This window comes from Mycolicibacterium madagascariense (assembly GCF_010729665.1).
GTDB classification, from domain to species: Bacteria; Actinomycetota; Actinomycetes; order Mycobacteriales; family Mycobacteriaceae; genus Mycobacterium; species Mycobacterium madagascariense.
On sequence record NZ_AP022610.1, the window covers coordinates 4498300 to 4521021 of the forward strand.

22 protein-coding genes are annotated in these 22722 nt (G+C 69.1%); 11 read left to right on the plus strand and 11 right to left on the minus strand.

Annotated elements, in window-relative coordinates:
* Positions 1–50 precede the first annotated feature (50 nt).
* The 6 genes from G6N60_RS21160 to G6N60_RS21185 all read left to right on the plus strand — a co-directional run bounded on the left by G6N60_RS21160 (position 51) and on the right by G6N60_RS21185 (position 5835).
* On the plus strand, positions 51–1133 hold the full coding sequence (locus tag G6N60_RS21160; protein WP_163740949.1) for a 3-beta-hydroxysteroid dehydrogenase: 1083 nt from the start codon (positions 51–53) through the stop codon (positions 1131–1133).
* 88 nt (positions 1134–1221) lie between these two features.
* A complete protein-coding gene (locus tag G6N60_RS21165) occupies positions 1222–2763 on the plus strand; it encodes an arylsulfatase (protein ID WP_163740951.1) in 1542 nt (513 codons plus the stop codon).
* On the plus strand, positions 2764–3675 hold the full coding sequence (locus G6N60_RS21170) for an HAD family hydrolase (RefSeq protein WP_163740953.1): 912 nt from the start codon (positions 2764–2766) through the stop codon (positions 3673–3675).
* A 72-nt stretch (positions 3676–3747) separates the two neighbouring features.
* Positions 3748–3909 carry a hypothetical protein gene (locus tag G6N60_RS21175; RefSeq protein WP_163730776.1) on the plus strand — a complete coding sequence of 54 codons (162 nt, stop codon included), beginning with the start codon at positions 3748–3750 and terminating at the stop codon, positions 3907–3909.
* A gap of 112 nt (positions 3910–4021) precedes the next feature.
* Entirely contained in the window at positions 4022–5089 is a 1068-nt protein-coding gene (locus G6N60_RS21180) for an NAD-dependent epimerase/dehydratase family protein (protein WP_163740955.1), read from the plus strand.
* Positions 5086–5835 (plus strand): SDR family NAD(P)-dependent oxidoreductase, encoded by a 750-nt coding sequence (locus G6N60_RS21185; protein ID WP_163740958.1) that lies wholly within the window; start codon positions 5086–5088, stop codon positions 5833–5835. Before G6N60_RS21180 ends, G6N60_RS21185 begins: the two co-directional genes overlap by 4 nt.
* Before the next feature lie 23 nt (positions 5836–5858).
* Here the strand turns inward: G6N60_RS21185 and G6N60_RS21190 are convergent, their stop codons facing one another.
* Both G6N60_RS21190 and G6N60_RS21195 read right to left on the minus strand, forming a co-directional pair.
* On the minus strand, positions 5859–6689 hold the full coding sequence (locus tag G6N60_RS21190; RefSeq protein ID WP_163740960.1) for a dienelactone hydrolase family protein: 831 nt from the start codon (positions 6687–6689) through the stop codon (positions 5859–5861).
* Positions 6690–6698: 9 nt separating this feature from the next.
* A complete protein-coding gene (locus tag G6N60_RS21195) occupies positions 6699–7391 on the minus strand; it encodes a DUF4245 domain-containing protein (RefSeq protein WP_163740962.1) in 693 nt (230 codons plus the stop codon).
* Here G6N60_RS21195 and glpX point away from each other — a divergent pair.
* The 4 genes from glpX to G6N60_RS21215 all read left to right on the plus strand — a co-directional run bounded on the left by glpX (position 7390) and on the right by G6N60_RS21215 (position 11425).
* Positions 7390–8451, plus strand: coding sequence for a class II fructose-bisphosphatase (gene glpX, locus G6N60_RS21200; protein ID WP_163740964.1), 1062 nt, complete (start codon positions 7390–7392; stop codon positions 8449–8451). The two genes, G6N60_RS21195 and glpX, sit on opposite strands and share 2 nt — an antisense overlap.
* 34 nt (positions 8452–8485) lie before the next feature.
* Complete coding sequence (locus G6N60_RS21205) at positions 8486–9904, plus strand: class II fumarate hydratase (RefSeq protein ID WP_163740965.1); 1419 nt, start codon at positions 8486–8488, stop codon at positions 9902–9904.
* Between the two features lie 92 nt (positions 9905–9996).
* A complete protein-coding gene (locus G6N60_RS21210; protein WP_163740967.1) occupies positions 9997–10599 on the plus strand; it encodes a TetR/AcrR family transcriptional regulator in 603 nt (200 codons plus the stop codon).
* 40 nt (positions 10600–10639) lie between these two features.
* Positions 10640–11425, plus strand: coding sequence for an alpha/beta fold hydrolase (locus G6N60_RS21215; RefSeq protein ID WP_163740969.1), 786 nt, complete (start codon positions 10640–10642; stop codon positions 11423–11425).
* Here G6N60_RS21215 and G6N60_RS21220 read toward each other — a convergent pair.
* From G6N60_RS21220 to G6N60_RS21245, 6 genes are all read right to left on the minus strand, one after another.
* Positions 11422–12624, minus strand: coding sequence for a cation:proton antiporter domain-containing protein (locus G6N60_RS21220; protein WP_163740970.1), 1203 nt, complete (start codon positions 12622–12624; stop codon positions 11422–11424). The two genes, G6N60_RS21215 and G6N60_RS21220, sit on opposite strands and share 4 nt — an antisense overlap.
* Before the next feature lie 9 nt (positions 12625–12633).
* Positions 12634–13509, minus strand: a complete 876-nt coding sequence (locus tag G6N60_RS21225; protein WP_163740972.1) for a polysaccharide deacetylase family protein — start codon at positions 13507–13509, stop codon at positions 12634–12636.
* Between the two features lie 104 nt (positions 13510–13613).
* On the minus strand, positions 13614–14930 hold the full coding sequence (locus G6N60_RS21230; RefSeq protein WP_163744308.1) for an RNA 5'-3' helicase PhoH2: 1317 nt from the start codon (positions 14928–14930) through the stop codon (positions 13614–13616).
* 210 nt (positions 14931–15140) lie between these two features.
* Complete coding sequence (locus G6N60_RS21235; RefSeq protein WP_163740974.1) at positions 15141–15968, minus strand: acyl-ACP desaturase; 828 nt, start codon at positions 15966–15968, stop codon at positions 15141–15143.
* A gap of 60 nt (positions 15969–16028) precedes the next feature.
* Positions 16029–17492 (minus strand): glycine hydroxymethyltransferase, encoded by a 1464-nt coding sequence (locus G6N60_RS21240; protein ID WP_163740976.1) that lies wholly within the window; start codon positions 17490–17492, stop codon positions 16029–16031.
* An 85-nt stretch (positions 17493–17577) separates the two neighbouring features.
* Positions 17578–18792 carry a DUF885 domain-containing protein gene (locus G6N60_RS21245; protein WP_246240890.1) on the minus strand — a complete coding sequence of 405 codons (1215 nt, stop codon included), beginning with the start codon at positions 18790–18792 and terminating at the stop codon, positions 17578–17580.
* 30 nt (positions 18793–18822) lie between these two features.
* Between G6N60_RS21245 and coaA the strand changes: the two genes are divergently transcribed.
* Positions 18823–19761, plus strand: coding sequence for a type I pantothenate kinase (gene coaA / locus G6N60_RS21250; protein ID WP_163740979.1), 939 nt, complete (start codon positions 18823–18825; stop codon positions 19759–19761).
* 103 nt (positions 19762–19864) lie between these two features.
* Here coaA and G6N60_RS21255 read toward each other — a convergent pair whose 3' ends face one another.
* From G6N60_RS21255 to G6N60_RS21265, 3 genes are all read right to left on the minus strand, one after another.
* Positions 19865–20272: a hypothetical protein gene (locus tag G6N60_RS21255; protein ID WP_163740981.1), complete on the minus strand. Its 408-nt coding sequence runs from the start codon at positions 20270–20272 to the stop codon at positions 19865–19867.
* Between the two features lie 236 nt (positions 20273–20508).
* Positions 20509–21867, minus strand: coding sequence for a hypothetical protein (locus G6N60_RS21260; protein WP_163740983.1), 1359 nt, complete (start codon positions 21865–21867; stop codon positions 20509–20511).
* A gap of 21 nt (positions 21868–21888) precedes the next feature.
* Positions 21889–22683: a (2Z,6E)-farnesyl diphosphate synthase gene (locus tag G6N60_RS21265; RefSeq protein WP_163740985.1), complete on the minus strand. Its 795-nt coding sequence runs from the start codon at positions 22681–22683 to the stop codon at positions 21889–21891.
* Positions 22684–22722: the final 39 nt, after the last annotated feature.

Here is a 22722-nt window from a genome sequence, read left to right on the forward strand (position 1 = left end):
CGTAGCCGCCGCTGGTCGAAACTGGAACACGTTTCAGTTAGCCTGACCGCATGGGCGATCCACACCTGCGTACCGACCTCGGCCGAGTCCTCGTCACCGGTGGCTCCGGCTTCGTCGGCACCAACCTCGTCAGCGAACTCCTCGACCGTGGGCACGAGGTGCGGTCGTTCGACCGGGCGCCGTCGCCGCTGCCGCCCCGCGAGGGACTCGAGACGATCGTCGGCGACATCACCGACACCGACGACGTCGCCCACGCCGTCGCGGGCATCGACACCATCATCCACACCGCGGCCATCATCGACCTCATGGGCGGCGGCTCGGCATCCGCTCGCGAACGCAGCTTCGCCGTCAACGTCGCGGGCACCCGCAATCTGGTGCACGCCGCACAGGCGGCCGGTGTTCAGCGATTCGTCTACACCGCGTCCAACAGCGTGGTGATGGGCGGTCAGCGGATCGTCAACGGTGACGAAAGTCTGCCCTACACCACGCGTTTCGCGGACCTCTACACCGAGACCAAGGTGGTGGCGGAGAAGTTCGTGCTGTCGCAGAACGGCATTGGCGGCATGCTCACCTGCAGCATCCGACCCAGCGGCATCTGGGGCCGTGGCGACCAGACCATGTTCCGCAAGCTGTTCGAGAGCGTCCTCGCCGGCCACGTCAAGGTGCTGGTCGGCAGCAAGGACGTCAAACTCGACAACTCCTACGTTCACAACCTGATTCACGGTTTCCTGCTGGCAGCCGAGCACCTGGTGCCCGGGGGTTCGGCGCCGGGGCAGGCCTACTTCGTCAACGACGGCGAACCCATCAACATGTTCGACTTCTCCCGGCCGGTGGTCGTCGCGTGCGGCGAGCGCTGGCCGACCGTGCGGGTACCGGGCCGTCCCGTCCACCTGGTGATGAAGGTCTGGCAGTGGCTGCACTTCCGGTTCGGTCTGCCCAAGCCGCTGCTCGAACCCCTTGCGGTGGAACGTGTTTACCTCGACAACTACTTCTCCACCGCGAAGGCCGAACGCGATCTGGGGTACCGGCCGCTGTACACGACCGAGGCGGCGATGGCGCACTGCCTGCCGTACTACATCGACCTGTACACCCAGATGAAGGGCGCGAGCGCACCGGTCCCCGCCCCGGCGTAGAGCTTTAGCGCAAGCCCTGACAGCGGGGTATGCCGACGCCTAACGTTGCTCTCGCGCGGTTCGAGACACTCCGGCGAGGGAGCTCATCATGCCCAACGGCAAGCCCAACATCCTGGTCATCTGGGGCGACGACATCGGCATCACCAATCTCAGCTGCTACAGCCGCGGCATGATGGGCTACCGGACGCCCAACATCGATCGCATTGCCCACGAGGGCATGCTGTTCACCGATTCCTACGGCGAGCAAAGCTGCACTGCGGGCCGTGCGGCGTTCATCAGTGGCCAAAGCGTCTACCGCACCGGAATGAGCAAGGTCGGAGTGCCCGGAGTCGACATTGGCTGGGCGGCCGAGGATCCCACCATCGCCGAACTGCTCAAGCCGCTCGGCTACGCCACCGGCCAGTTCGGCAAGAACCACTTCGGCGACCTGAACAAGTACCTACCGACCGTGCACGGCTTCGACGAGTTCTACGGCAACCTCTACCACCTCAACGCCGAGGAGGAGCCCGAGCAGTTCGACTATCCCCACAAGGACCAGTTCCCCAGGCTCTACGAGTTGGCCCTGCCGCGCGGCGTGCTGGACTGCAAGGCCACCGACGAGGTGTCGACCGAGCCCGACGACCCCAAGTTCGGACCCGTGGGCAAGCAGACCATCACCGACACCGGTCCGCTGACGGCCACGCGGATGGAGACCATCGATGACGACATCGCCGAGCGCACCGTCGAGTACATCACCCGCCAGCACGCCGCGGACACACCGTTCTTCGTCTGGTGCAACTTCACCCACATGCACGTCTACACACACGTGAAGCCACAGAGCAAGGGGCAGGCCGGCATGTGGCAGTCCGAGTACCACGACGCGATGATCGACCACGACCGCAACGTGGGCACGGTGCTCGACGCGCTCGACGACCTCGGCATCGCCGAGGACACCATCGTCATCTACTCCACCGACAATGGCCCGCACCGCAATACGTGGCCCGACGGTGGCACCACGCCGTTCCGCAGCGAGAAGAACACCAACTGGGAGGGTGCCTACCGCGTGCCGGAGATGATCCGCTGGCCGGGACGGATCGAGGCGGGCAGCGTCTCCAACGACATCATCCAGCACCACGATTGGCTGCCCACGCTTCTCGCGGCCGCGGGCGACCCCGACGTCAGCGACAAGCTGAAGAAGGGGTACCAGATCGGTGACGTCGAATTCACGGTCCACATCGACGGTTTCAACCTGATGCCGTATCTGCTCGGCGAGGTCGAGAACAGTCCCCGCCGCGGGTTCTTCTACTTCAACGACGACGCGCAGCTCGTCGCGATGCGGTTCGAGAACTGGAAGGTCGTCTTCGCCGAACAACGTTGCCAAGGGACGCTTCGGATTTGGGCCGAGCCGTTCACCGAGCTGCGGGTCCCGAAGCTGTTCAATCTGCGCACCGACCCGTTCGAGTACGCCGACATCACCTCGAACACGTACTACGAATGGTTCTTGCGGCGCGACTTCTTCGCCTTCTATGCGACTGCGATGGCGTCGGCATTCCTCGACACCTTCCGCGAATTCCCGCCGCGGCATCCGCCGGCCAGTTTCAGCATCGACCAGATCGTGCAGAAGCTCGAGGCATTCCTGGCGGCGGACTAGATGCTGGAGTCGTGGTCGGAGGGACCCGCGAAGGCGCAGATCGTCGACTTCGTGCGCAGCGTCACGAACGAGGACGGGCCGAAATACGTTGCGCCAGAAGCCCGCATCGCGGTCTTCGACAACGACGGCACCCTGTGGTGCGAGAAGCCGATGTACGTGCAACTCGACTTCCTGCTGCGCCGCTTCAAGGAACAGGCCGAGGCGGACCCCTCGCTGCGGGAGCGACAGCCCTACCAGGCGGCCTACTCGGGTGACCTGACGTGGCTGGGGGACGCGGTGGCGAAGCACTACGACGGCGACGACACCGATCTCGAACCGCTCGTCGCGGCGATCCTGACCGCCTACGAGGACGTCGGCGTCGAGGATCATGCGACCCTCATCGCCGAGTTCTTCGAGAGCGCGCTGCACCCGACACTGGACCGTCCGTACACCGCGTGCGGTTACGTCCCCATGGTCGAGTTGTTGCGGTACCTGGAGGCCAACGACTTCACCACCTACATCGTCTCCGGCGGTGGACGGGACTTCATGCGACCCGTCACGGCGGCGCTGTACGGGATCCCGCCCGAGCGGGTCGTCGGCAGCTCGGTCGGCCTGACGTATCGGGACGGCCATCTCTACACGACGTCCACTCCAGAGTTCCTCGACGACGGTCCGGTCAAGCCGGCGCGGCTGTGGAGCCGCATCGGCCGGCGGCCCATCTTCGCCGCGGGTAACTCCAACGGCGACATCGAGATGCTGCAGTTCACGGCCAACGGTGCGGGCCCGTCACTGCAGATGCTGGTCCTGCACGACGACGCCGAGCGCGAGTTCGACTACGTCCTCGGCGCGGAGCGGGCACTCGACCTGGCCAGGACCAACGGGTGGACGGTCGTCAGCATCACCGACGACTGGACGACCGTCTTCCCCAGCTGAGCCACGCCAGCGCTCGCCCCCGTCGCCGCCGCCGGATCGATTGGAATCGGCGACGGTGGGTACCTCGCTTCCATGGCACACGACGATTACGAATCCACGGTCGAGCACGCCGTGGAGCGGCCGAAGGTGCAGGAGGCCGCCCCTCCGGGACCCGCCGACCACGGTCGCCACGGCGGCATGGCCACCAGGGAGAACGCCCCCGAACTGGCCGAGGGTGACGACGGGGAGGACTGACCCGTCGGCCCGCGTCGGCGTCGACTACCCCGCGATGACGGCAACTCTGGTGTAGGGCAAGCGCATACGCCATGATGCTGAAACGGGTTCCAGTTTTCGACCAGGGAGTGACATGACCGACGCCGTTCTCGTGACGGGGGCCTTCGGACTGGTGGGGTCCTCGACCGTCAAACGGCTCTCGGCCGACGGACGTCAGGTCGTCGCGACCGACCTCGACGTGCCGGCGCACCGCAAGGCTGCCCAGCAGCTGCCGCCCGGCGTCGAGGTGCGCTACGCCGACCTCACCGATCCGATCGAGGTCGACGCGCTCATCCAGGGCATCGCCCCGGCGGCGATCATCCACTTGGCCGCGGTCATCCCGCCATTCATCTACTCCCGCAAGTCGTTGGCCGAGAAGGTCAACGTCGGCGCGACGGCATCACTGCTGGCGGCCGCCGAGAAGCTGCCGAAGCCACCGCGTTTCGTGCAGGCATCGAGCATCGCGGTGTACGGCGCGCGCAACCCGCACACCCACCCCGACCCGCTGACGGCCGACACCCCGCTCAACCCCGCCGACGTGTACGGCGCGCACAAGGCCGCGGCCGAGAAGCTGGTCCGCGCATCGCCGTTGGACTGGGTGATCCTGCGCCTCGGCGGCGTACTGACCGTGGACCCCGCCGCCTACATGAAGCTCGACAACCTGTACTTCGAGGGCCTGCTGCCCGTCGACGGCAGACTCCAGACCGTCGACGTGCGTGACGTGGCACGGGCCTTCGCCGCGGCCACCACCGCCGACGCCGTCGGCGAGACCCTGCTCATCGGCGGCGACGACACCCACCGCCTGATCCAGGGTGACGTCGCCCCCGCGATGGCGGCGGCGATGGGTCTCGTGGGCGGGCTGCCCACCGGGCTGAAGGGCGACCCGAACGACGACGCGGCATGGTTCAACACCGACTGGATGGACACGTCGCGGGCGCAGGAAGTGCTTCGCCACCAACATCATTCGTGGCCCGAGATGCTCATCGAGACCGCGAACAAGGCGGGCGCCCGGCGGCACCTGCTGCGCGTGGCCGCTCCGCTCACCAAGGCCATCTTCACCCGTCGCGCCGCCTACTTCGGCCGCACCGAACCGTACGCCGACCCGTGGGGCGCCATCGCGGCGAAGTGGGCCGACCCGCGGCCCGAGGAGGCGTCGCAGTGAGCACCGCGATCGTCGTCGGCGGCGCCTCGGGCATCGGGTGGGCGTCGGCGCAGGCGTTGGCCGCCGACGGCTACCACGTCGTCGTCGCCGACGTGAACCTCGAGGGTGCGCGCAACCGTGCCGCTGAACTGGGCGAACCGCACCGCGGGGAGTTCGTCGACGTCGCCGACGAGGACTCCGTCGCGGCGCTCTTCACGCAGACCGGCCCGGTCGAGGCGGTGGTCAGCTGCGCGGGCTTCTCCACGCTCGGGCTCGTCGTCGACCTGCCCGTCGACCAGTTCCGCGCGGTGATCGACGTCTGCCTGACCGGCGCCTTCCTCGTCGCCAAGCATGCGGGACGCCACCTCGTCGCGGGGGGCTCGCTGGTGTCGATCTCGTCGCTGAACGCCCGCCAGCCCGCGGTGGGCATGGCCGCCTACTGTTCGGCCAAGGCGGGGTTGTCGATGCTGACCCAGGTCGCCGCGCTGGAGTGGGCCCCGCACGGCATCCGGGTCAACGCCGTCGCGCCGGGGTTCGTGCACACGCCGCTGACCGAGGGCGCGGCGCTGGTGCCCGGCGTCGTCGAGGAGTACGTCGAGAACACCCCGCTCGGCCGGGCGGGCACCCCGGAGGACGTCGCCGAGGCCGTGCTGTTCCTGACCAAGGCCGCGTGGCTGACCGGCGAGGTGCTCGACCTCAACGGCGGCGCCCACATGAAGCGCTACCCCGACATCATCGGCCACGTCACGAAACTGGCGTCGTCCTAGGCGGGTGGCCGTGACGGCCGTGGCTAGGCCGGCGAGAGCCGCTCCTTGAGGAACGCCACGACCCGCTTGCGCGCCTCGTAGGCGGGGTGGCCGTCGACCTCGCGGACCTGGTCGGTCAGCACCGAGTGCGCCATCCTGCCGATGCCGTCGGGATTGCCCTTCGACGAGTCGATCTCGATGACCTCGAACGCGTCGCCGAGGCGGGCCTTGAGCGTCGTGAACCGGTCGCGCGGCGCCATCGAGTCCTCGCTGAAGCGAAGTCCCATGGCGCACAGGCCTTCCTCGCTCGCGCGTCGCTCGATGACCTGCAACTCGCCCTCCGACAGCCCCGGATCGCGCTTGTGCTTGCGCGTCAGGGCGAGCGGCAGCGACGGTTGGCTCATGATCGGCGCGAGCACGCTGTCGTCGACGGCGGCGGCGAGTGCGAACCCACCGGTGAAGCACTGGCCGATGACGCCGACTCCCGGTCCGGGCGTCGTCGAGTTCAGGTCGCGGGCCAGCGCGCGCAGGTAGTGGGCGACGGGTCGGTCGGCATTCGTCGCGAACGCGGCGAATTCCTTGCTGACACAACCCTTCAGGAGCACCGGCACGGCCCCTGGACCGACGGCGGGCGCACCCGGCGTGCCGAACAGCGAGGGCGAGGCGACCGTGAACCCGTTGTCCACCAAGTGATTTCCCAGCGCCAGCACCCCGGGGTGCAGACCGGGCATCTCGGGGATGAGGACGACGCCAGGGCCCTCCCCCCGTCGGTAGACGTCGTGGGTGAAACCGGCTGCGGTGAAGGGGGCGACGGTCCAGCCCGTCAGGTCGGCTCTCGGAGCCGCCCCGGCGGCAGCGGGCTTCTGTCCTGACATCGGGCGCTCCTAGCTGACGGGCAGTGGCGACTGCGACTGGGTAGCCGCCGCCAGCGTACGGTACTCGGCGGTACCCGCGGGCCCGGTCACCGCGATCTGGGCCGGCCCGGTCGGACCGCTCAGCCGCGCCGTCCACACCGGTCGCACGTCGTCACCACCCTCGTAGACGATCCACCGCACACCGTCGACGTCCTGGGTGCCCGTCGGCGCCAGATCATTGCCGATCCAGCGGATCAGGTTCTGCTCGTCGGCGTCGCTCTGAGTCAGGCTGATGAACATTCCGGTGGGCGCCAGGAAACCCGTCCGCGAGATCACCGCACGCGCGGGCCGACCCGCCGCATCGGTGCGGCCGCCGTCGATGCTGGCCCGCGATCCCGAGTTGGCGTGCCAACCGGCGGGCAACGCCGGCATCCGGATCGGAATCTTGAGCGCCTCGGCGTCGGCCTTCATCGCCGCAGGCAGGTCGTAGTTCGGAAGGGGCCCCTGACCAGGGCCGCTCGGGGCGAACGAACACATCCCCAGCAATCCGGCGAGCACGATGCACGCCAGCACCAGCGGTGCCATCGACCAGAACATGTCCCGGCCGTCGTGCAACAGCCGGGACTTCTGCGGCTTGGGCGCCGGAACCGGCTGAGGTGTGGTCACCAGCCCAGTATCCCAGCTCCCACAGCCAGATCCGCTAATGGGAGAATCAGCAGCCATGACATCTTCTGATGCCCCCGACGCCGCCGGCCCCGCGAAATCGCGACGGGAGGCCCCGGATCGCAACCTCGCCCTGGAGCTGGTGCGCGTCACCGAGGCGGGCGCGATGGCCGCCGGACGCTGGGTCGGCCGCGGCGACAAGGAGGGTGGCGACGGCGCCGCCGTCGACGCCATGCGCGAACTGGTGAACTCGGTGTCGATGCGCGGCGTGGTCGTCATCGGCGAGGGCGAGAAGGACAACGCCCCCATGCTCTACAACGGCGAAGAGGTCGGCAACGGCGACGGACCCGAGTGCGACTTCGCCGTCGACCCCGTCGACGGCACCACGCTGATGAGCAAGGGCATGCCCAACGCCATCTCGGTGCTCGCGGTCGCCGAACGGGGTGCCATGTTCGACCCGTCGGCGGTGTTCTACATGAACAAGATCGCCGTGGGTCCCGACGCGGTGGACGTCATCGACATCACCGTCCCGATCGGGGAGAACATCCGCCGCGTGGCCAAGGTCAAGAAGTCCAGCGTGGCCGATCTCACCGTCTGCGTGCTCGACCGGCCGCGCCACGCCGACCTCATGCGCGAGGTGCGCGAGGCCGGCGCCCGCATCCGGCTCATCTCCGACGGCGATGTCGCGGGCGCCATCGCGGCGTGCCGGCCAGGTTCGGGCACCGACATGCTGGCCGGCATCGGCGGCACGCCCGAGGGCATCATCACCGCCGCGGCCATCCGCTGCATGGGCGGCGCGATCCAGGCGGTGCTGGCTCCGACCGACGACGCCGAGCGGCAGAAGGCCATCGACGCGGGCCACGACCTGGACCGCGTGCTGCACACCGAGGATCTGGTGTCCGGGGAGAACGTCTTCTTCTCCGCCACCGGCGTCACCGACGGCGACCTGCTGCAGGGCGTCCGCTACTCCGGCGGGGGCGCCACCACCCAGTCGATCGTGATGCGCTCCAAGTCCGGCACCGTCCGCATGATCGAGGCCTACCACCGACTGTCGAAGTTGAACGAGTACTCCGCGGTCGACTTCACCGGCGACAAGACCGCCGCCTACCCCCTGCCCTAGACAACCCGACCACAGAGAGACGAATAGGGAGCCCATGGCCGACAGCGCCGTCGCTAGCGACACCGAGTACCGCATCGAGCACGACACCATGGGCGAGGTCCGGGTGCCCAAGAGCGCGCTGTGGCGCGCGCAGACGCAACGTGCGGTGGAGAACTTCCCGATCTCGTTCCGTCCGCTGGAGCGCACCCAGATCCGCGCACTGGGCCTGCTGAAGGGCGCGTGCGCACAGGTCAACAAGGACCTCGGCCTGCTGGCCCCCGAGAAGGCCGACGCCATCATCGCCGCGGCCGGTGAGATCGCCGACGGCCAGCACGACGACCAGTTCCCCATCGACGTCTTCCAGACCGGTTCGGGCACCAGCTCCAACATGAACGCCAACGAGGTCATCGCGTCGATCGCGGCGGCCCACGGCGTGACCGTGCACCCCAACGACGACGTCAACATGTCGCAGAGCTCCAACGACACCTTCCCGACGGCCACCCACATCGCGGCCACCGAAGCCGCTGTGCGCCACCTGATTCCGGCACTGGAGATCCTGCACGAGTCGCTGGCGGCCAAGGCCCGGCAGTGGCGGACCGTCGTCAAGTCCGGCCGCACGCACCTGATGGACGCCGTGCCGGTGACGCTCGGCCAGGAATTCGGTGGCTACGCCCGGCAGGTCGAGGCGGGCATCGAGCGCGTCAAGGCGACGCTCCCCCGACTCGGCGAGCTCGCCATCGGCGGCACGGCCGTCGGCACCGGCCTCAACGCCCCCGACGGGTTCGGCGCGAAGGTCGTCGAGGTCCTGATCGACCAGACGGGCATTGCCGAATTGCGCACGGCCGCAGACTCATTCGAGGCCCAGGCCGCCCGCGACGGTCTCGTCGAGGCCTCCGGCGCGCTGAAGACCATTGCCGCATCACTGACCAAGATCGCCAACGACGTCCGCTGGATGGGCTCCGGCCCGCTGACCGGGCTCGGCGAGCTACAGCTGCCCGACCTGCAGCCGGGCAGCTCGATCATGCCCGGCAAGGTGAATCCCGTACTGCCCGAAGCGGTTACGCAGGTGGCGGCCCAGGTGATCGGCAACGACGCGGCCATCACCGTCGGCGGGCTGTCGGGGGCCTTCGAGCTCAACGTCTACATCCCGATGATGGCGCGCAACGTGCTGGAGTCCTTCACGCTGCTGTCCAACGTGTCGAAGCTGTTCGCCGAGCGGTGCATCGACGGCCTCGTCGCCAACGAGGCGCACCTGCGCGAACTCGCCGAGTCCTCGCCGTCGATCGTGACGCCGCTCAACTCGGCCATCGGCTACGAGGAGGCCGCGAAGGTCGCCAAGGAAGCCCTCAAGGAGCGCAAGACGATTCGGCAGACGGTCATCGACCGCGGCCTCATCGGCGACAAGCTCTCCGAGGAGGAGCTCGACAAGCGCCTCGACGTCCTGAAGATGGCCAAGGTCAAGGACGGCGACTAACGCCGATGCTCGTCGAGGGCAGACGTCACCGGCGGGTGGTCACCGAGGGCCGTGCGCCGGAATTACCGCCGGCGGGATCGTAGGCGGCGGGCATGGTCGCCGAGCAGTCGCGCAGGACTCAGGAGCAGCGCCGTGCCGACACCGAACGACGGGTGATCGACGCGGCCACGGCGCTGATCGCCACCCACGGTTCACACGGCATCACCCTGGCGCAGGTCGGTGAGGCCGCCGGCTACAGCCGCGGCATCGTGCACCATCAGTTCGGCAGCCGCGAGCGCCTGCTCGAGGCGGTCATCGAGGACGCCGCGGACTTTCCGCTGCCCGAGTACGACGGCAACGGCCTCGACCATCTCGTCGCGATCCTCGACACCTACGTGCGCAACGTCGTCAAGCGCAACTCCGCCGCCCGCGCCTTCCTGCGGCTGTGGGGTGAGGCGATCGCGGCCGATCCCATGCTGACGCCCATCTTCGCGGCCAGGGACGCCGCGTTCCGCACGCTGCTCGCCGAGAGGGTGCGGGTCGGCGTCGCGGACGGCTCGATGCGGGCCGACGTCGACCCCGGCGCGGCCGCGGCCTACCTGTTGGCCGTCATGCGGGGCCTGGCCCTGCAGCTGATCTCGACGCCGCCGGTACGCAATCCGACCAGGGTGATCGCCGAGGCGCAGCGGGCCACGCGAGCCGCCTTCGGCGTCTGACGGTGTCGACGTGTCGGTACCCCCGTCTACATTTACTTGCATGCGTACACACAACATCAGGGCCCACGGTCCCGCCCCCCTCGTCCTCGTCCACGGCAATCCCGAGAATGCCGCCGTCTGGGGACCACTGCTGGAGGTGCTCGACCGGACCGACGCGATCGCGCTGTCCCCGCCCGGTTTCGGAGTGCCGCTGCCACGCTCGTTCCCGGCGACCGTCGACGGGTACCACCGTTGGCTCGTCGAACGACTCGAGTCCTTCGGAGAACCCGTCGACCTCGTCGGACACGATTGGGGCGGCGTCCACGTCGTCGGCATCGCGATGGCCCGACCCGACCTGATCAGGAGCTGGGTGTCCGACGCGCTGGGCGTCTACGCCGACGACTACGTCTGGCACGCCATGGCTCGGGTGTGGCAGCAGGAGGGCGCGGGCGAGGAGTCGATCGGGCAGCTGTTCGGTCGCCCGTTGTCCGAGCAGCTCGAGGTGGTGGCGCAGCTCGGAATGAGCGGCGACACCGCGGTGCGGGTGGCGGCCGGGATGGACGCCACGATGGGCCGGGCGGTGCTGTCGCTGCTGCGCTCGGCCGCGCAACCGGTGATGGCCGACGCGGGCCGGGCCCTGCCGCGGGCGGCCGAGCGACCCGGTCTCGCCCTGATCGCCATGCAGGACCTCGAAAATGCCAGTGGCACAACGGAACAGCATCGGCGCGCCGCGACCCTGGCTGGTGCTCGGATCGCGCCGCTGGACGACTCGGGGCACTGGTGGCCGGTCGAGGGTCCGGCGGAGGCCGCGCGCGCCATGAGGGACTTCTGGGCGAGCCTCGGCTAGACCGTGTCGGGGGTGGTGACGAGCCACCGGATGCCCGGCCAGGAGGTGACGCTGTGCAGCACCAGGCTCAGCGTCACCGTCACCGCGGCCACCTGGATGATCAACGACTCCTGTCGGATCTCACCGCGTTCCACGACGATCAGCCCCAGCACCAGGGTGCCGATGCCGCGTGGACCGAACCATCCGATGAAGAGCCGGTCCCTCCACGGCATGTCACTGCGGAGCAACGCGAGCGACACCGCGATCAGTCGGACGGCCAGCAGCGCCACGACGGCGAACACGACCACCCGCCAACTGGCGTCGCGCCATCCCACGATCACCGCGTAGCTCCCGAACATGGCGAACACCATCAGCTCCAGCAGCTGACCGGCCGCGTCGGAGACCTGGGTGTCCGGCGGTATGCCCGTGCGCTTGGCGACGAACGCGAACGCCAGCCCGCCGGCGAACGCCGCGACGAAGCCGCTGCCGTGCACGCCCTCCCCGATCTGGAAGCACACCAGCGCGACGGCGAGGGTGGCCAGCTGCGCCCAGGTGTCGCTCATCCACTGCCGCTGCCGCGACCGCGCGATGACCAGCCCGCCGAGCCCGCCGATGACGACCCCGACGCCCACCGACACCAGCTCGGTGCGCACCAGGAACATGCTCCAGCGTCCCGCGTCGGGGTCGGTGTGCTCCGACGCCAGGGCCAGCGCGGCGAGCGTGGCCGCCAGCGCGAACCCGTCGTAGAAACCGCTCTCGGTCGACAGCGCGTGCCGGATTGCCGCGGGAATCCGGTGGTCCTCCAGCAGCGCCTCGATGAGCGCCACCTCCGTCGGCGCGACGATCGCCGCCAGACACACGGCCTCCCACAGCGGCATCACCGGCAGCACCAGCACCGCGGTGAGCGTGCCGAGCGCCAGCGCCACCGGGATGCCGACGACCAGCAGCCGGAACGTCAGATCCCGGCGGCGGACCATCGCGGACGAGTCGACCTCGGCGGCCTGGTTGAACAGGATGACGGTGAGCGCCAGCTGCGCGACGACGGTGAAGCTCGCCGCGTCGGTTCCGACGTCGATCACGTCGAACACGAACGGCCCCAACAGGATTCCGAATCCGACGAACACCAGCGCGGGCGCGACGTACCAGCGCTTGACGAGGCCCGACACCACCGCGTAGCACAGCACCAGGGCGGTGAGGACCAGCGCCGTCGACGAGTGCATCGACGCCCGTCAGGCGCCGTTGTTCGGGCCGCCGGAGTTCTGCCCGGGAATGTCGGTGATCGGGAAGTTCGGCATGGGCGCCGGCGACGGGGTGTTCGGCAGCGTCGGGATCTCCGCGGGCGGGATGTCGACGAGTTGATTGGCGGGCGGCCCGTTGTCACGACTGCCGTAGGTCGAACCCGGCTCGCGCGGTCCGAGCATCTGGGTGACCGTCACCATGTGGTAGCCGTTGGCCTTCAGCACGGGGAGGAACTGCTGGACCAGGTCGACGGTCGAGGAGTACGCGTCGTGGAAGAGCACCACCGAATTCGGCTTGATCTGACTCATCAGCATGTAGCGGGTGGCCGCGGTGTTGGAGTCATTGGCCCAGTCGAACGGGATGACGTCCCAGTTGATGTCGGCCAGGCCCTGCTTCTTGGCCTCGGCGAGCACCGCGTCGTTGATGAGGCCGCCCGCGGTGCGCAGGAGCTTGGGACGCTGGCCCGTCGCGGCCTCGATCGCGTCGCTCGCCTTGCTGAGCTGCGCCGGAATGTCCTCGGGCGGGATCGTCGTCATGTTGGGGTGTTCCCACGTGTGGCTGCCGAGTTCCATGCCGGCCTCGACGACGTGCTTGGCGCCCTCGGGGTTGGCGGCCACCTTGTTGCCGATCTCGAAGAACGTCGCCTTCGCGTCGTTGTCCTGCAGGATCTTGAGCAGGCGGTCGGTGAAGGGGCTGGGGCCGTCGTCGAAGGTCAGGGCGATGCATTTGTACTGCGAGCAGTCGACCTCGTCGGCCTTGGCGACGTGACCCGTCATGCTGCCGATCACCACGATGGCCACCCCGGCGCACACGCCGAGGACGGTCCGCCAGTAGGACCAGGCTGGAGTGTCGGGGCGCTTGCGCACGGTGGCAGCCTACCGACCCCGCCTGTCCACATCGATCCTGCGGTGAGATCGAGTATTCGCGAGGGATCCCGATCTCACCGCAGTCTGGGCGTCAGGGACGGGTGTCAGGGCAGGGCGCCGGGGCTGAATTCCTCCAACATCTCGGTGACCAGCGCCGCGATCGGCGAGCGCTCGCTGCGCAGCAGCGTGATGTGCGCGAACAGCGGGTGCCCCTTCAGCTTCTCGATGACCGCGGCGACGCCGTCGTGGCGGCCGACGCGCAGGTTGTCGCGCTGCGCGACGTCGTGGGTGAGCACCACCCGCGAGCCGGCACCCAGCCGGGACAGCACGGTCAGCAACACGTTGCGCTCCAGCGACTGCGCCTCGTCGACGATGACGAACGAGTCGTGCAGCGAACGGCCGCGGATGTGCGTGAGCGGCAGCACCTCGAGCATGCCGCGCGCGTGCACCTCCTCGAGCACGGCCGGGCTGGCGAGGCCTTCGAGCGTGTCGAAGACGGCCTGCGCCCACGGGCCCATCTTCTCGCTCTCGCTGCCGGGCAGGTAGCCGAGATCCTGACCGCCGACGGCGTACAGCGGACGGAACACGACGACCTTGCGCTGGGTCCGACGCTCGAGCACCGCCTCGAGACCGGCACACAGCGCCAGCGCCGACTTGCCGGTGCCCGCCTTGCCGCCGAGGGAGACGATGCCGACCGACTCGTCGAGCAGCAGATCGAGGGCGACGCGTTGTTCGGCTGACCTTCCCCGGAGGCCGAACACTTCGCGATCGCCACGGACGAGCTGCACCCGCTTGTCGGCCGTCACCCGGCCCAGTGCCGACGAGGTACCGCCGAGCAGCCGAACCCCGGTGTGGCAGGGCAGGTCTCGCGCCGCCTGGAGGTCGACCTCCCCCTCGTCGAAGAGCGCGTTGATCTCCTCGCCGGTGACGTCGACCTCGGCCATGCCCGTCCACCCGGACGTCACGACGTCCTGCGCGTGGTATTCGTCGGCGGGCAGGCCGACCGCACCCGCCTTGACGCGCAACGGAATGTCCTTGCTGACGAGGGTGACGAGCTTGCCCTCGGCGGCGAGGTTGGCCGCACACGTCAGGATGCGGGCGTCGTTGGTGCCGGTGCGAAAGCCCGCGGGCAGCACCGTCGGGTCGCTGTGGTTCAGCTCGATCTGGAGCGTACCGCCCTGTGTGCCAATGGGAATCGGTTGATCGAGGCGCCCGTACTCGAGCCGCAGATCGTCGAACATCCGCAGCGCTTGCCTGGCGAACCAGCCCAGCTCGTGATGGTGGCGTTTGGCCTCCAACTCGCTGATGACCATGAGGGGGACGACGACTTCGTGTTCGGCGAACCGGTTGCATGCCCACGGATCGGACAGCAGCACGGAGGTGTCGAGCACATAGGTCCTCTTCGAGGTCCCGACGGCCATATCAGTCACGTGGCGCTCCTAGGCCCGTGCGGCACCGCACGAACTCCCTCGGCGGATACCGCGGTACCAGGACCGGGGCCGGTCCCTTCGTCGAAACGACGGGTACCGCCCGGACAGCAGAGCATGTCGGCCATCGACGCCGACGCTACCCCCGCGGCGAGCTTCGCGCCGCGCAGGCGCGCCGCACCTCGAACGTGACCGGCGCGTTAACTAATCGGCGACGAACTGCGCCAGCTCCGGGGCGTCGGCGACACCCCAGTCGGCAATGCGGTCGGCGACGACCTTGCGCAGCGCGGCGGCGTCGAAGATGCCGGCGTCGGCAACCACCCGGACCTTGTCGCCGTAGGCGTCGATGTCGCTACCGAGCGGCTCGAGACCCGCCGCCCGGGTGGCGATCGCGGCGATCGTCTCCTCGCGCTGAGTGGTCAGCAGGTGGGCGACGAGGTTGGCGAAGAACTCCTCGTGGCGCTCCTCGTCCCTGGCGATGCGCCCGACCATCTTCTCGAGCACGGGCTCGGTGATCTGGGCCTGCAGGTTGCGGGTGAACACCGCGTGCGCGCGCTCGTTGAGCGCCATGAACGCCAGCGTCTCGACCTGGCTGTAGGAGTCGGCGCGGTAGCCCTTCATGACGTGCTGCACGCGGACGTCCTCGTTGGCCGTCGGATCGATCTCGCGCGTCACCACCAGGTAGTTGCGCAGCGCGACCGCGTGCAGGTGCTCCTCGGCCGTCCAGCGCCCGATCCAGCGGCCCCACTTGGCGTCGAGGATGAAGTGCTCGACGAGTTCGCGGTGGAAACCGGCCAGGTTGTCCTTGGTGATGAGCAGGATCTCGAGGGCGTCGGTGACCGCCTTCGGCAGCGTGACCGACGACGGATCCCAATCCCTGCCGCCGAGGAAGGCGAAGTTCTCGCCCTGGTCGAACGGCACGTAGTCGTGGGCGTACCAGAGTTCCTCGGTCGCGATGTGGCGAGCCAGGTTCTCCATGACCACGGGTTCGAGTTCCAGGGTCAGCGCGTTGGCTACGGGCTTCTCTGCCATGAAACTAACTGTAACCCGTGGACACACGTTCTCCGAAATCGGGCGCCGGGCGTGTCCCCGCTAGAGCATCAGCCCCGGGTACAGCGGGTTCGCGGAGAGCAGCTCGGCCGACGCGGCGTGCACCCGCTCGGCCGTGCCGTCGGCCACCGTGTACTTCGCCTTCGACGTGCCGTCGGGCTGGGTGTTCTTCAGCACCTCGACGACCAACTCGGCCACGCGGTCGAAGTCGTCGGCCCCGAAACCGCGCGTGGTCAGCGCGGGCGTGCCGAACCTGATGCCGCTGGTGTACCAGGCGCCGTTCGGGTCGGCGGGGATCGAGTTGCGGTTGGTCACGACGCCGGCGTCCAGGAGCGCCGACTCGGCCTGACGGCCCGTCAGCCCGAACGACGTCACGTCGAGCAGCACGATGTGGTTGTCGGTGCCGCCGGTGACGAGCCGGGCGCCGCGCGACAGGAACCCGTCGGCGAGCGCCTTGGCGTTGTCGGCGATGCGCTGCGCGTACTCCCGGAACGACGGCTGCCGCGCCTCGGCGAGCGCGACGGCCTTGGCCGCCATCACGTGCGAGAGCGGACCGCCGAGCACCATGGGGCAGCCCTTGTCGACGGCGCCGGAGTACTCCTCGGTCGCCAGCACCAGGCCACCGCGCGGGCCGCGCAGCGACTTGTGCGTCGTCGTCGTGGTGACGTGGGCGTGCGGCACCGGGTCCTCGTCGCCGGTGAACACCTTGCCCGCGACCAGACCGGCGAAGTGGGCCATGTCGACCATGAACGTCGCGCCGACCTCGTCGGCGATCTCGCGCATCTTGGCGAAGTTCACCCGACGCGGATAGGCCGAGTAGCCGGCAACCAGGATCAGCGGCTTGAACTCGCGGGCGGCCTCGGCGATCTTGGCGTAGTCGAGCAGCCCGGTCTCCGGGTCGGTGCCGTAGCTGCGCTGGTGGAACATCTTGCCCGAGATGTTGGGCCGGAAGCCGTGGGTCAGGTGACCGCCGGTGTCCAGCGACATGCCCATCAGTCGCTGGTTGCCCATCTTGGTGCGCAGCTGCTCCCAGTCGGCCTCGGAGAGGTCGTTGACGTTCTTGACGCCGAGCTCGGCCAGCCCCGGCGCTTCGATGCGCGTGTTGAGGATCGCCCAGTAGGCGACGAGGTTGGCGTCGATGCCGGAGTGCGGCTGCGCGTAGGCGTACGGCGCACCGAACAGTTCGCGCGCGTGTTCGGCGGCGAGCGCCTCGACCGTGTCGACGTTCTGGCACGCGGCGTAGAACCGGTGCCCGATCGTGCCCTCGGCGTACTTGTCGGAGAACCAGGTGCCCATGGTCAGCAGCACGGCCGGGGACGCATAGTTCTCACTGGCGATGAGCTTGAGCGAGTCGCGCTGGTCCGCCAGCTCCTGCCGGGTGGCGTCGGCGATGCGCGGTTCGACGGACTCGATGACCTTCAGCGCGGCGGCGTAGGCGGCGCTCGCGGTCTCGGCGTACTCGGCGCCGAGCGCGGGCGAAGGCGTGGTGACGGACTCAGCGGTCATGGCGTCAAGGGTAATCCCCGCGCCGTCGCCGCAGCGACCAGCCCGGACCGGTTCCCCGGGGTGCTCCCGTCGGGGGCGAACCGGTCTAGGCCGCGCGCAACGCCGACGGAACGAGCGGCTCGTCGAGCAGCCTGCCGAAGCGCTCGGTCAGGCTCACCTCGGCCGGGCGCGCGTCGAGCCACGCGCGCAGCAACCGGTAGCCCTCGACGTAGGTGCTGGTGTACGCGCGCCACAGCGGCGAGGACAGGAAGCGCAGCGACTGCCGGGCCCGCGCGTCGCTCGTCAACTGCCACCGCTGCAGGAAGGCGACGACCTCGTCGACGTCGCGACGCTCGTCGTGCAGCATCAGCGCGGCGTCCTGCCGGACGTCGGCGAGCTCGGCGGACGCCTGCGAGATCGCCACGGCCCGCTCCCCATCGAAGCGCAGCCCCAGGTCGGCGTAGATCTCCGTCGCCCACGCGCCCCACTCGGGCCCGATCGCGGCGTAGAGCGCCAGGTCGGCGAGACCCTCGGCCATCAGGCACTGCGGGGTGTTGACCAGGAAGATCGTCTGCTCGGTCTGACCCTCGCGCGCGACGAGCCCGGCCTCCTTCCGGCAGTGCTCGGTGTGATGTCCCGGGTAGGACTCGTGCGCGACCAACCGCGGCAGACCCGACATCTGCTGCTTGAGGTCGGCATTGACGGCGACGGTCGACCGGTAGTCGCCCTCGTAGTAGTTGAAGCCCGACCACGGCTTGTCGGTGACGATCTCGTAATCGATGGTCTCGGTGTCCGGCAGCGGGAAGTCGGCCCGCACGCGGTCGCGCAGAGCGCTGGAGAACGCGTGGATGCACTCCTCGAGGCGCTCCGGGGGAATCTCCTCACCGCTGCGGTAGGCCTGCATCCGCTCGGCGAGCGGACCGGTTCCGCCGAGTGCCTCGTCGAGCTTGCGGTGCGCCTCGCGGTAGGCGTCGGGGTTGCCCTTGACGATGTCGACGTCGAAGTAGTCGTGCACCTCCTGCACGAAGCCGACGTCCTCGCCGGCGAACTTGCGCCCGGCGCACGCCAGGGCCCGCAGGTGCGCCGCGAGGTAGTCCGCGCGCTGCGGCTCGAGGTCCTCGACGCCGGGGAGCTCGTCGAGCAACCGCTGTGCCTGCCGCGCGAGGTCGGCGGGGTCCGGCGCGGGCTCGGCGCCGACGACCGCCCGCAACGCCGGGTCGCCGGTGAACGAGTCGACGTAGCCCTCCTCCACGCGATCGAACCGGAGGCCGATGAGCAGATACTCGCGAATCGCGCCGTGTGAGTCCATCCCCTTTGCCATGCCCTCAACCGTAAATGCAACACTGGGCGCATGCCGCGGGCGAGCGAGCCGAGTCCGTACGTCGAGTTCGATCGCAGTCAGTGGCGATCACTCCGTATGTCGACTCCCCTGAAGCTGACCGAGAGCGAAGTCCTGGGACTGCGCGGGCTCGGCGAGCAGCTCGACCTGCTCGAGGTCGAGGAGGTCTACCTCCCGCTCGCCCGGCTCATCCACCTGCAGGTCGCCGCGCGCCAACGGCTGTTCGCCACGACGGCGGAATTCCTCGGCGAGCCGCACCAGAACCCCGACCGTCCGGTGCCGTTCGTCATCGGTGTCGCCGGCAGCGTCGCGGTGGGCAAGTCGACGACCGCCCGCGTGCTGCAGGCACTGCTGGCGCGCTGGGAGCACCACCCGCGCGTCGACCTCGTCACCACGGACGGCTTCCTCTACCCCAACGCCGAGCTGCTACGGCGAAACCTGATGCACCGCAAGGGTTTTCCCGAGAGCTATGACCGACGCGCGCTGATGCGGTTCGTCACGGCGGTGAAGTCGGGATCGGATCTGGTGTCCGCGCCGGTGTACTCGCATCTGATCTACGACATCGTCCCTGGCGAACAGATGACCATCAAGCACCCCGACATCCTGATCCTCGAGGGTCTCAACGTGCTGCAGACCGGCCCGGCGCTGATGGTGTCGGACCTGTTCGACTTCTCGGTCTACGTCGACGCCCGCATCGAGGACATCGAGGGCTGGTACGTCTCGCGGTTCCTGGCGATGCGGGCCGGCGCGTTCGCCGACCCGCAGTCGCACTTTCACCACTACTCGACGCTGACCGACGAGCAGGCCGTGTTCGCCGCCCGCGACATCTGGCATTCGATCAACCGGCCCAACCTCATCGAGAACATCCTGCCGACGCGACCGCGCGCGACGCTGGTGCTGCGCAAGGACGCCGACCACGCGATCAACCGGCTGCGCCTGCGCAAGCTGTAGGACCTCCCCCGCGCCAGTTCCCCCGGCGAGCAGCCGCAAATGCGCCCGTGCACACGGCGTGTCGCGCACATTTGCGTCTGCTCGGCCTAGGAATGGAGCGCACCTAGGAACGCAGACGGCGCAGACCGACGTACTGCAGGTCGGCCATCACCAGCGTGTAGACGCCGCCGCCGAGCGTCAGCACGAGGCCCGTCGTGGTCAGCGGCCACGTCCCGGCCAGGACGACGGCAACCGACCCGATCGTGAAGACGACGTTGCCGACGACGACCGCGACGCCGGGAACGCGCACGTGCGCCAGCCGCGACAGCGCGTACACGGCGATGCCGTAGACGACGAAGAAGGCGCCCACCGCGTACTCGAGTGCGGGCGTGGTGCCGGAGAGCTCGGCGATGCGCGGGGCCGCGGCGAGACCCGCGACGCCCATGACGCCGGTGATGACGGCGTCCAATCGCATCGCGAAGCGCAGGAACCCATCCCGGGTGGCGGTGGCGGCAACGGTGGTGGCGGTCATGAAACTTCCCTTCTCGGTGGACTTCTCGAACACTCGGTGGGCCGGTGCGGGCCGCACGACGTAACCTCTTGCGGCGTGCGGCCGCGCACCGGTTCGCTGGGAGTCACGCCGAGTGGCGCACTCCGTGGCATCGAATGGCGCGTCGGTGGTGCGGCGGCCAACTGGACACCACCGACGATGCTCACCGACCGCTGCCAGATCGACGCCGAACGCTGCCAATCACTGCCAGCCGCAGGTCAGCGCGCTGAGGACACCGGCGTTCCCCGCAGATCCGCGGCGATGACGCGCGCTGCCGCGTTCTGCCAGTTGTGCAGCGAACGCTGCGGCACCTCGGTGACGAGCCACTGCCAGGCCTGCTTGGCGACGGGATCGAGGCCGACGGCCGTCGCGTTCTGCGCGTAGGCGCGCACCCCGACGACGTAGGGGAAGTACAGCGAGTTGTAGTGCCGCCACTGCTCACTGATGCCGAACTCACCGCCGTCACGCGGCTTGAGTGCTGCGATCCGATCGGCCAGCACGGCCCGCAACTCGTTGGCGCGCTCCAGCGGTTGGTCCGGCGCCCCGCGACGGCTCAGCCGCTCGGTCACGATCGGCAACGCGGTGAGCGGGCTGGCGACGAGCTTCGACAGATCGCCGTAGTGCCCGAGCGCGCGTCGGGTGAGCCGGACGAACGTCTCGTCGTCGACCCCGTCCAGTGGGCTGTCGGAGCGCAGCGGCAGGGCCGCCTCGGTGCGGCGCAGCGTCGCGCGCTCCTCCCGCAGCGCCGGGGAGGACGAGAACGCGAGCCGGTCCAGCACCCCGGCCAGCGGGTCGGCCATGACGTTGATGCCGATGGCGATCGCCAGGCTGGTGAACAGCAACACCGACAGCGCGCCGCGCTCGCCGGTGACCGCCATGCCGACGAGCACCTGTCCGCCGAACAGCGCGGCGACGACGACGCTGCCGACGAAGGACCGCAGCATGTCCGCGCGCAACGCCTGCCCCTCGTCGAAGGCGTCCCAGATAGCGACGGCCACCCCGAGCAGCAGGACGTCGCAACCGGTGGACGCCAGTGCCAGCCAGCTGGGCACCAGCCCGAGCGGGATGACCAGGATCGCGTTGCCGAGGGAGAAGAACATCGTCGCCACGACGGCGACGCCGATGACGCGACGCGGTCTGCCCTGCCGCCGTACGGCTACGGCCATCGCGCCGAGGGTGGAGACCGAGACCACCGCGAACATCACCCAGTGCCCGGCGCGCAGCGGCCCGTCGACCGAACCGGCGAGGGTCGCGCCGACGACGGCCAGCGCCGCGACGACGACGACCGCGGCGACCTCGCCCGCCCTGGTCCGCCACGTGTCACCGGGCCGCGACAGCTCCAGCAGCACCGCCACCCAGGCGATGCCCGGCACGACCACGAGGTACACCTCGACGTGGCTCAGCGCCGCGGCGTGCGCACGGTCGAGGTGACGGATCGCATCGAGGGCGACCACGACGGCGAAGCTGGCGAGCCCGACGGCGGCCAGCAGGAGGACGGGTTTGCCAGGGCCGCGCGCCAACAGATAGAGCCCAAGCCACCAGCTCAGGCCGAAGACCAGAGCGGACATCGCGGCCACGCGCTCAGTCTCGCATGCGCCCTAGTGCCCGTAGCGCCGTTCGCGCAACGTGTAGTCGCGTAGCGCCCGCAGGAAGTCGACGTGGCGGAACGCCGGCCAGTGCGCCTCGGTGAACCACATCTCCGAATACGCGCTCTGCCACAGCAGGAAACCCGAAAGTCGTTGCTCGCCAGAGGTTCTGATGACGAGGTCGGGATCGGGCTGACCCGAGGTGTAGAGGTTCTCGGAGATCGCGTCGACCGTCACCGACTCGACGAGCCGCTCGGCGGTCGCGCCGTTGGCGACCTCCTTGCTGAGCAGCGCGCGCACGGCGTCGGCGATCTCCTGCCTGCCGCCGTAGCCGACGGCGACGTTGACGTGGAACGCGCCCGACGCCGTCTCCGCCGTCCCGTCGACGGCGTCGCGCAGGCGCCTGGCGAACTCCTGACCGAGCAGCTCGAGATCGCCGACCGTGCGGACGCTCCAGTGGTTGACCGGCGCGCAGATCTCCTCGACGACGTCGGTGATGATGCCGATGAGCGGCGTCAGCTCGGCCGGGTCGCGCTGCAGGTTCTCCGTCGAGAGCAGGTACACCGTCGCCATCTCGACGCCGGCTTCCTGACACCACCGCAGCATCTCGGCGATCTTCGCCGCACCCATGCGGTACCCGTAACTGACGTCGGCGTGGCCCTCGTCACGCGCCCAGCGGCGGTTGCCGTCGCACAACACCGCGATGTGCCTGGGCAGTTGGGATTTCGACCGCGCCAGCTGATGGCGCAGCCGCGCCTCATAGACCCGGTAGGCCGGTTCCTTGAGTCGCGGGGGAATGATCTCCACGAGGATCCAGACTACTGTGACCGGTGGCGACAACCGTGC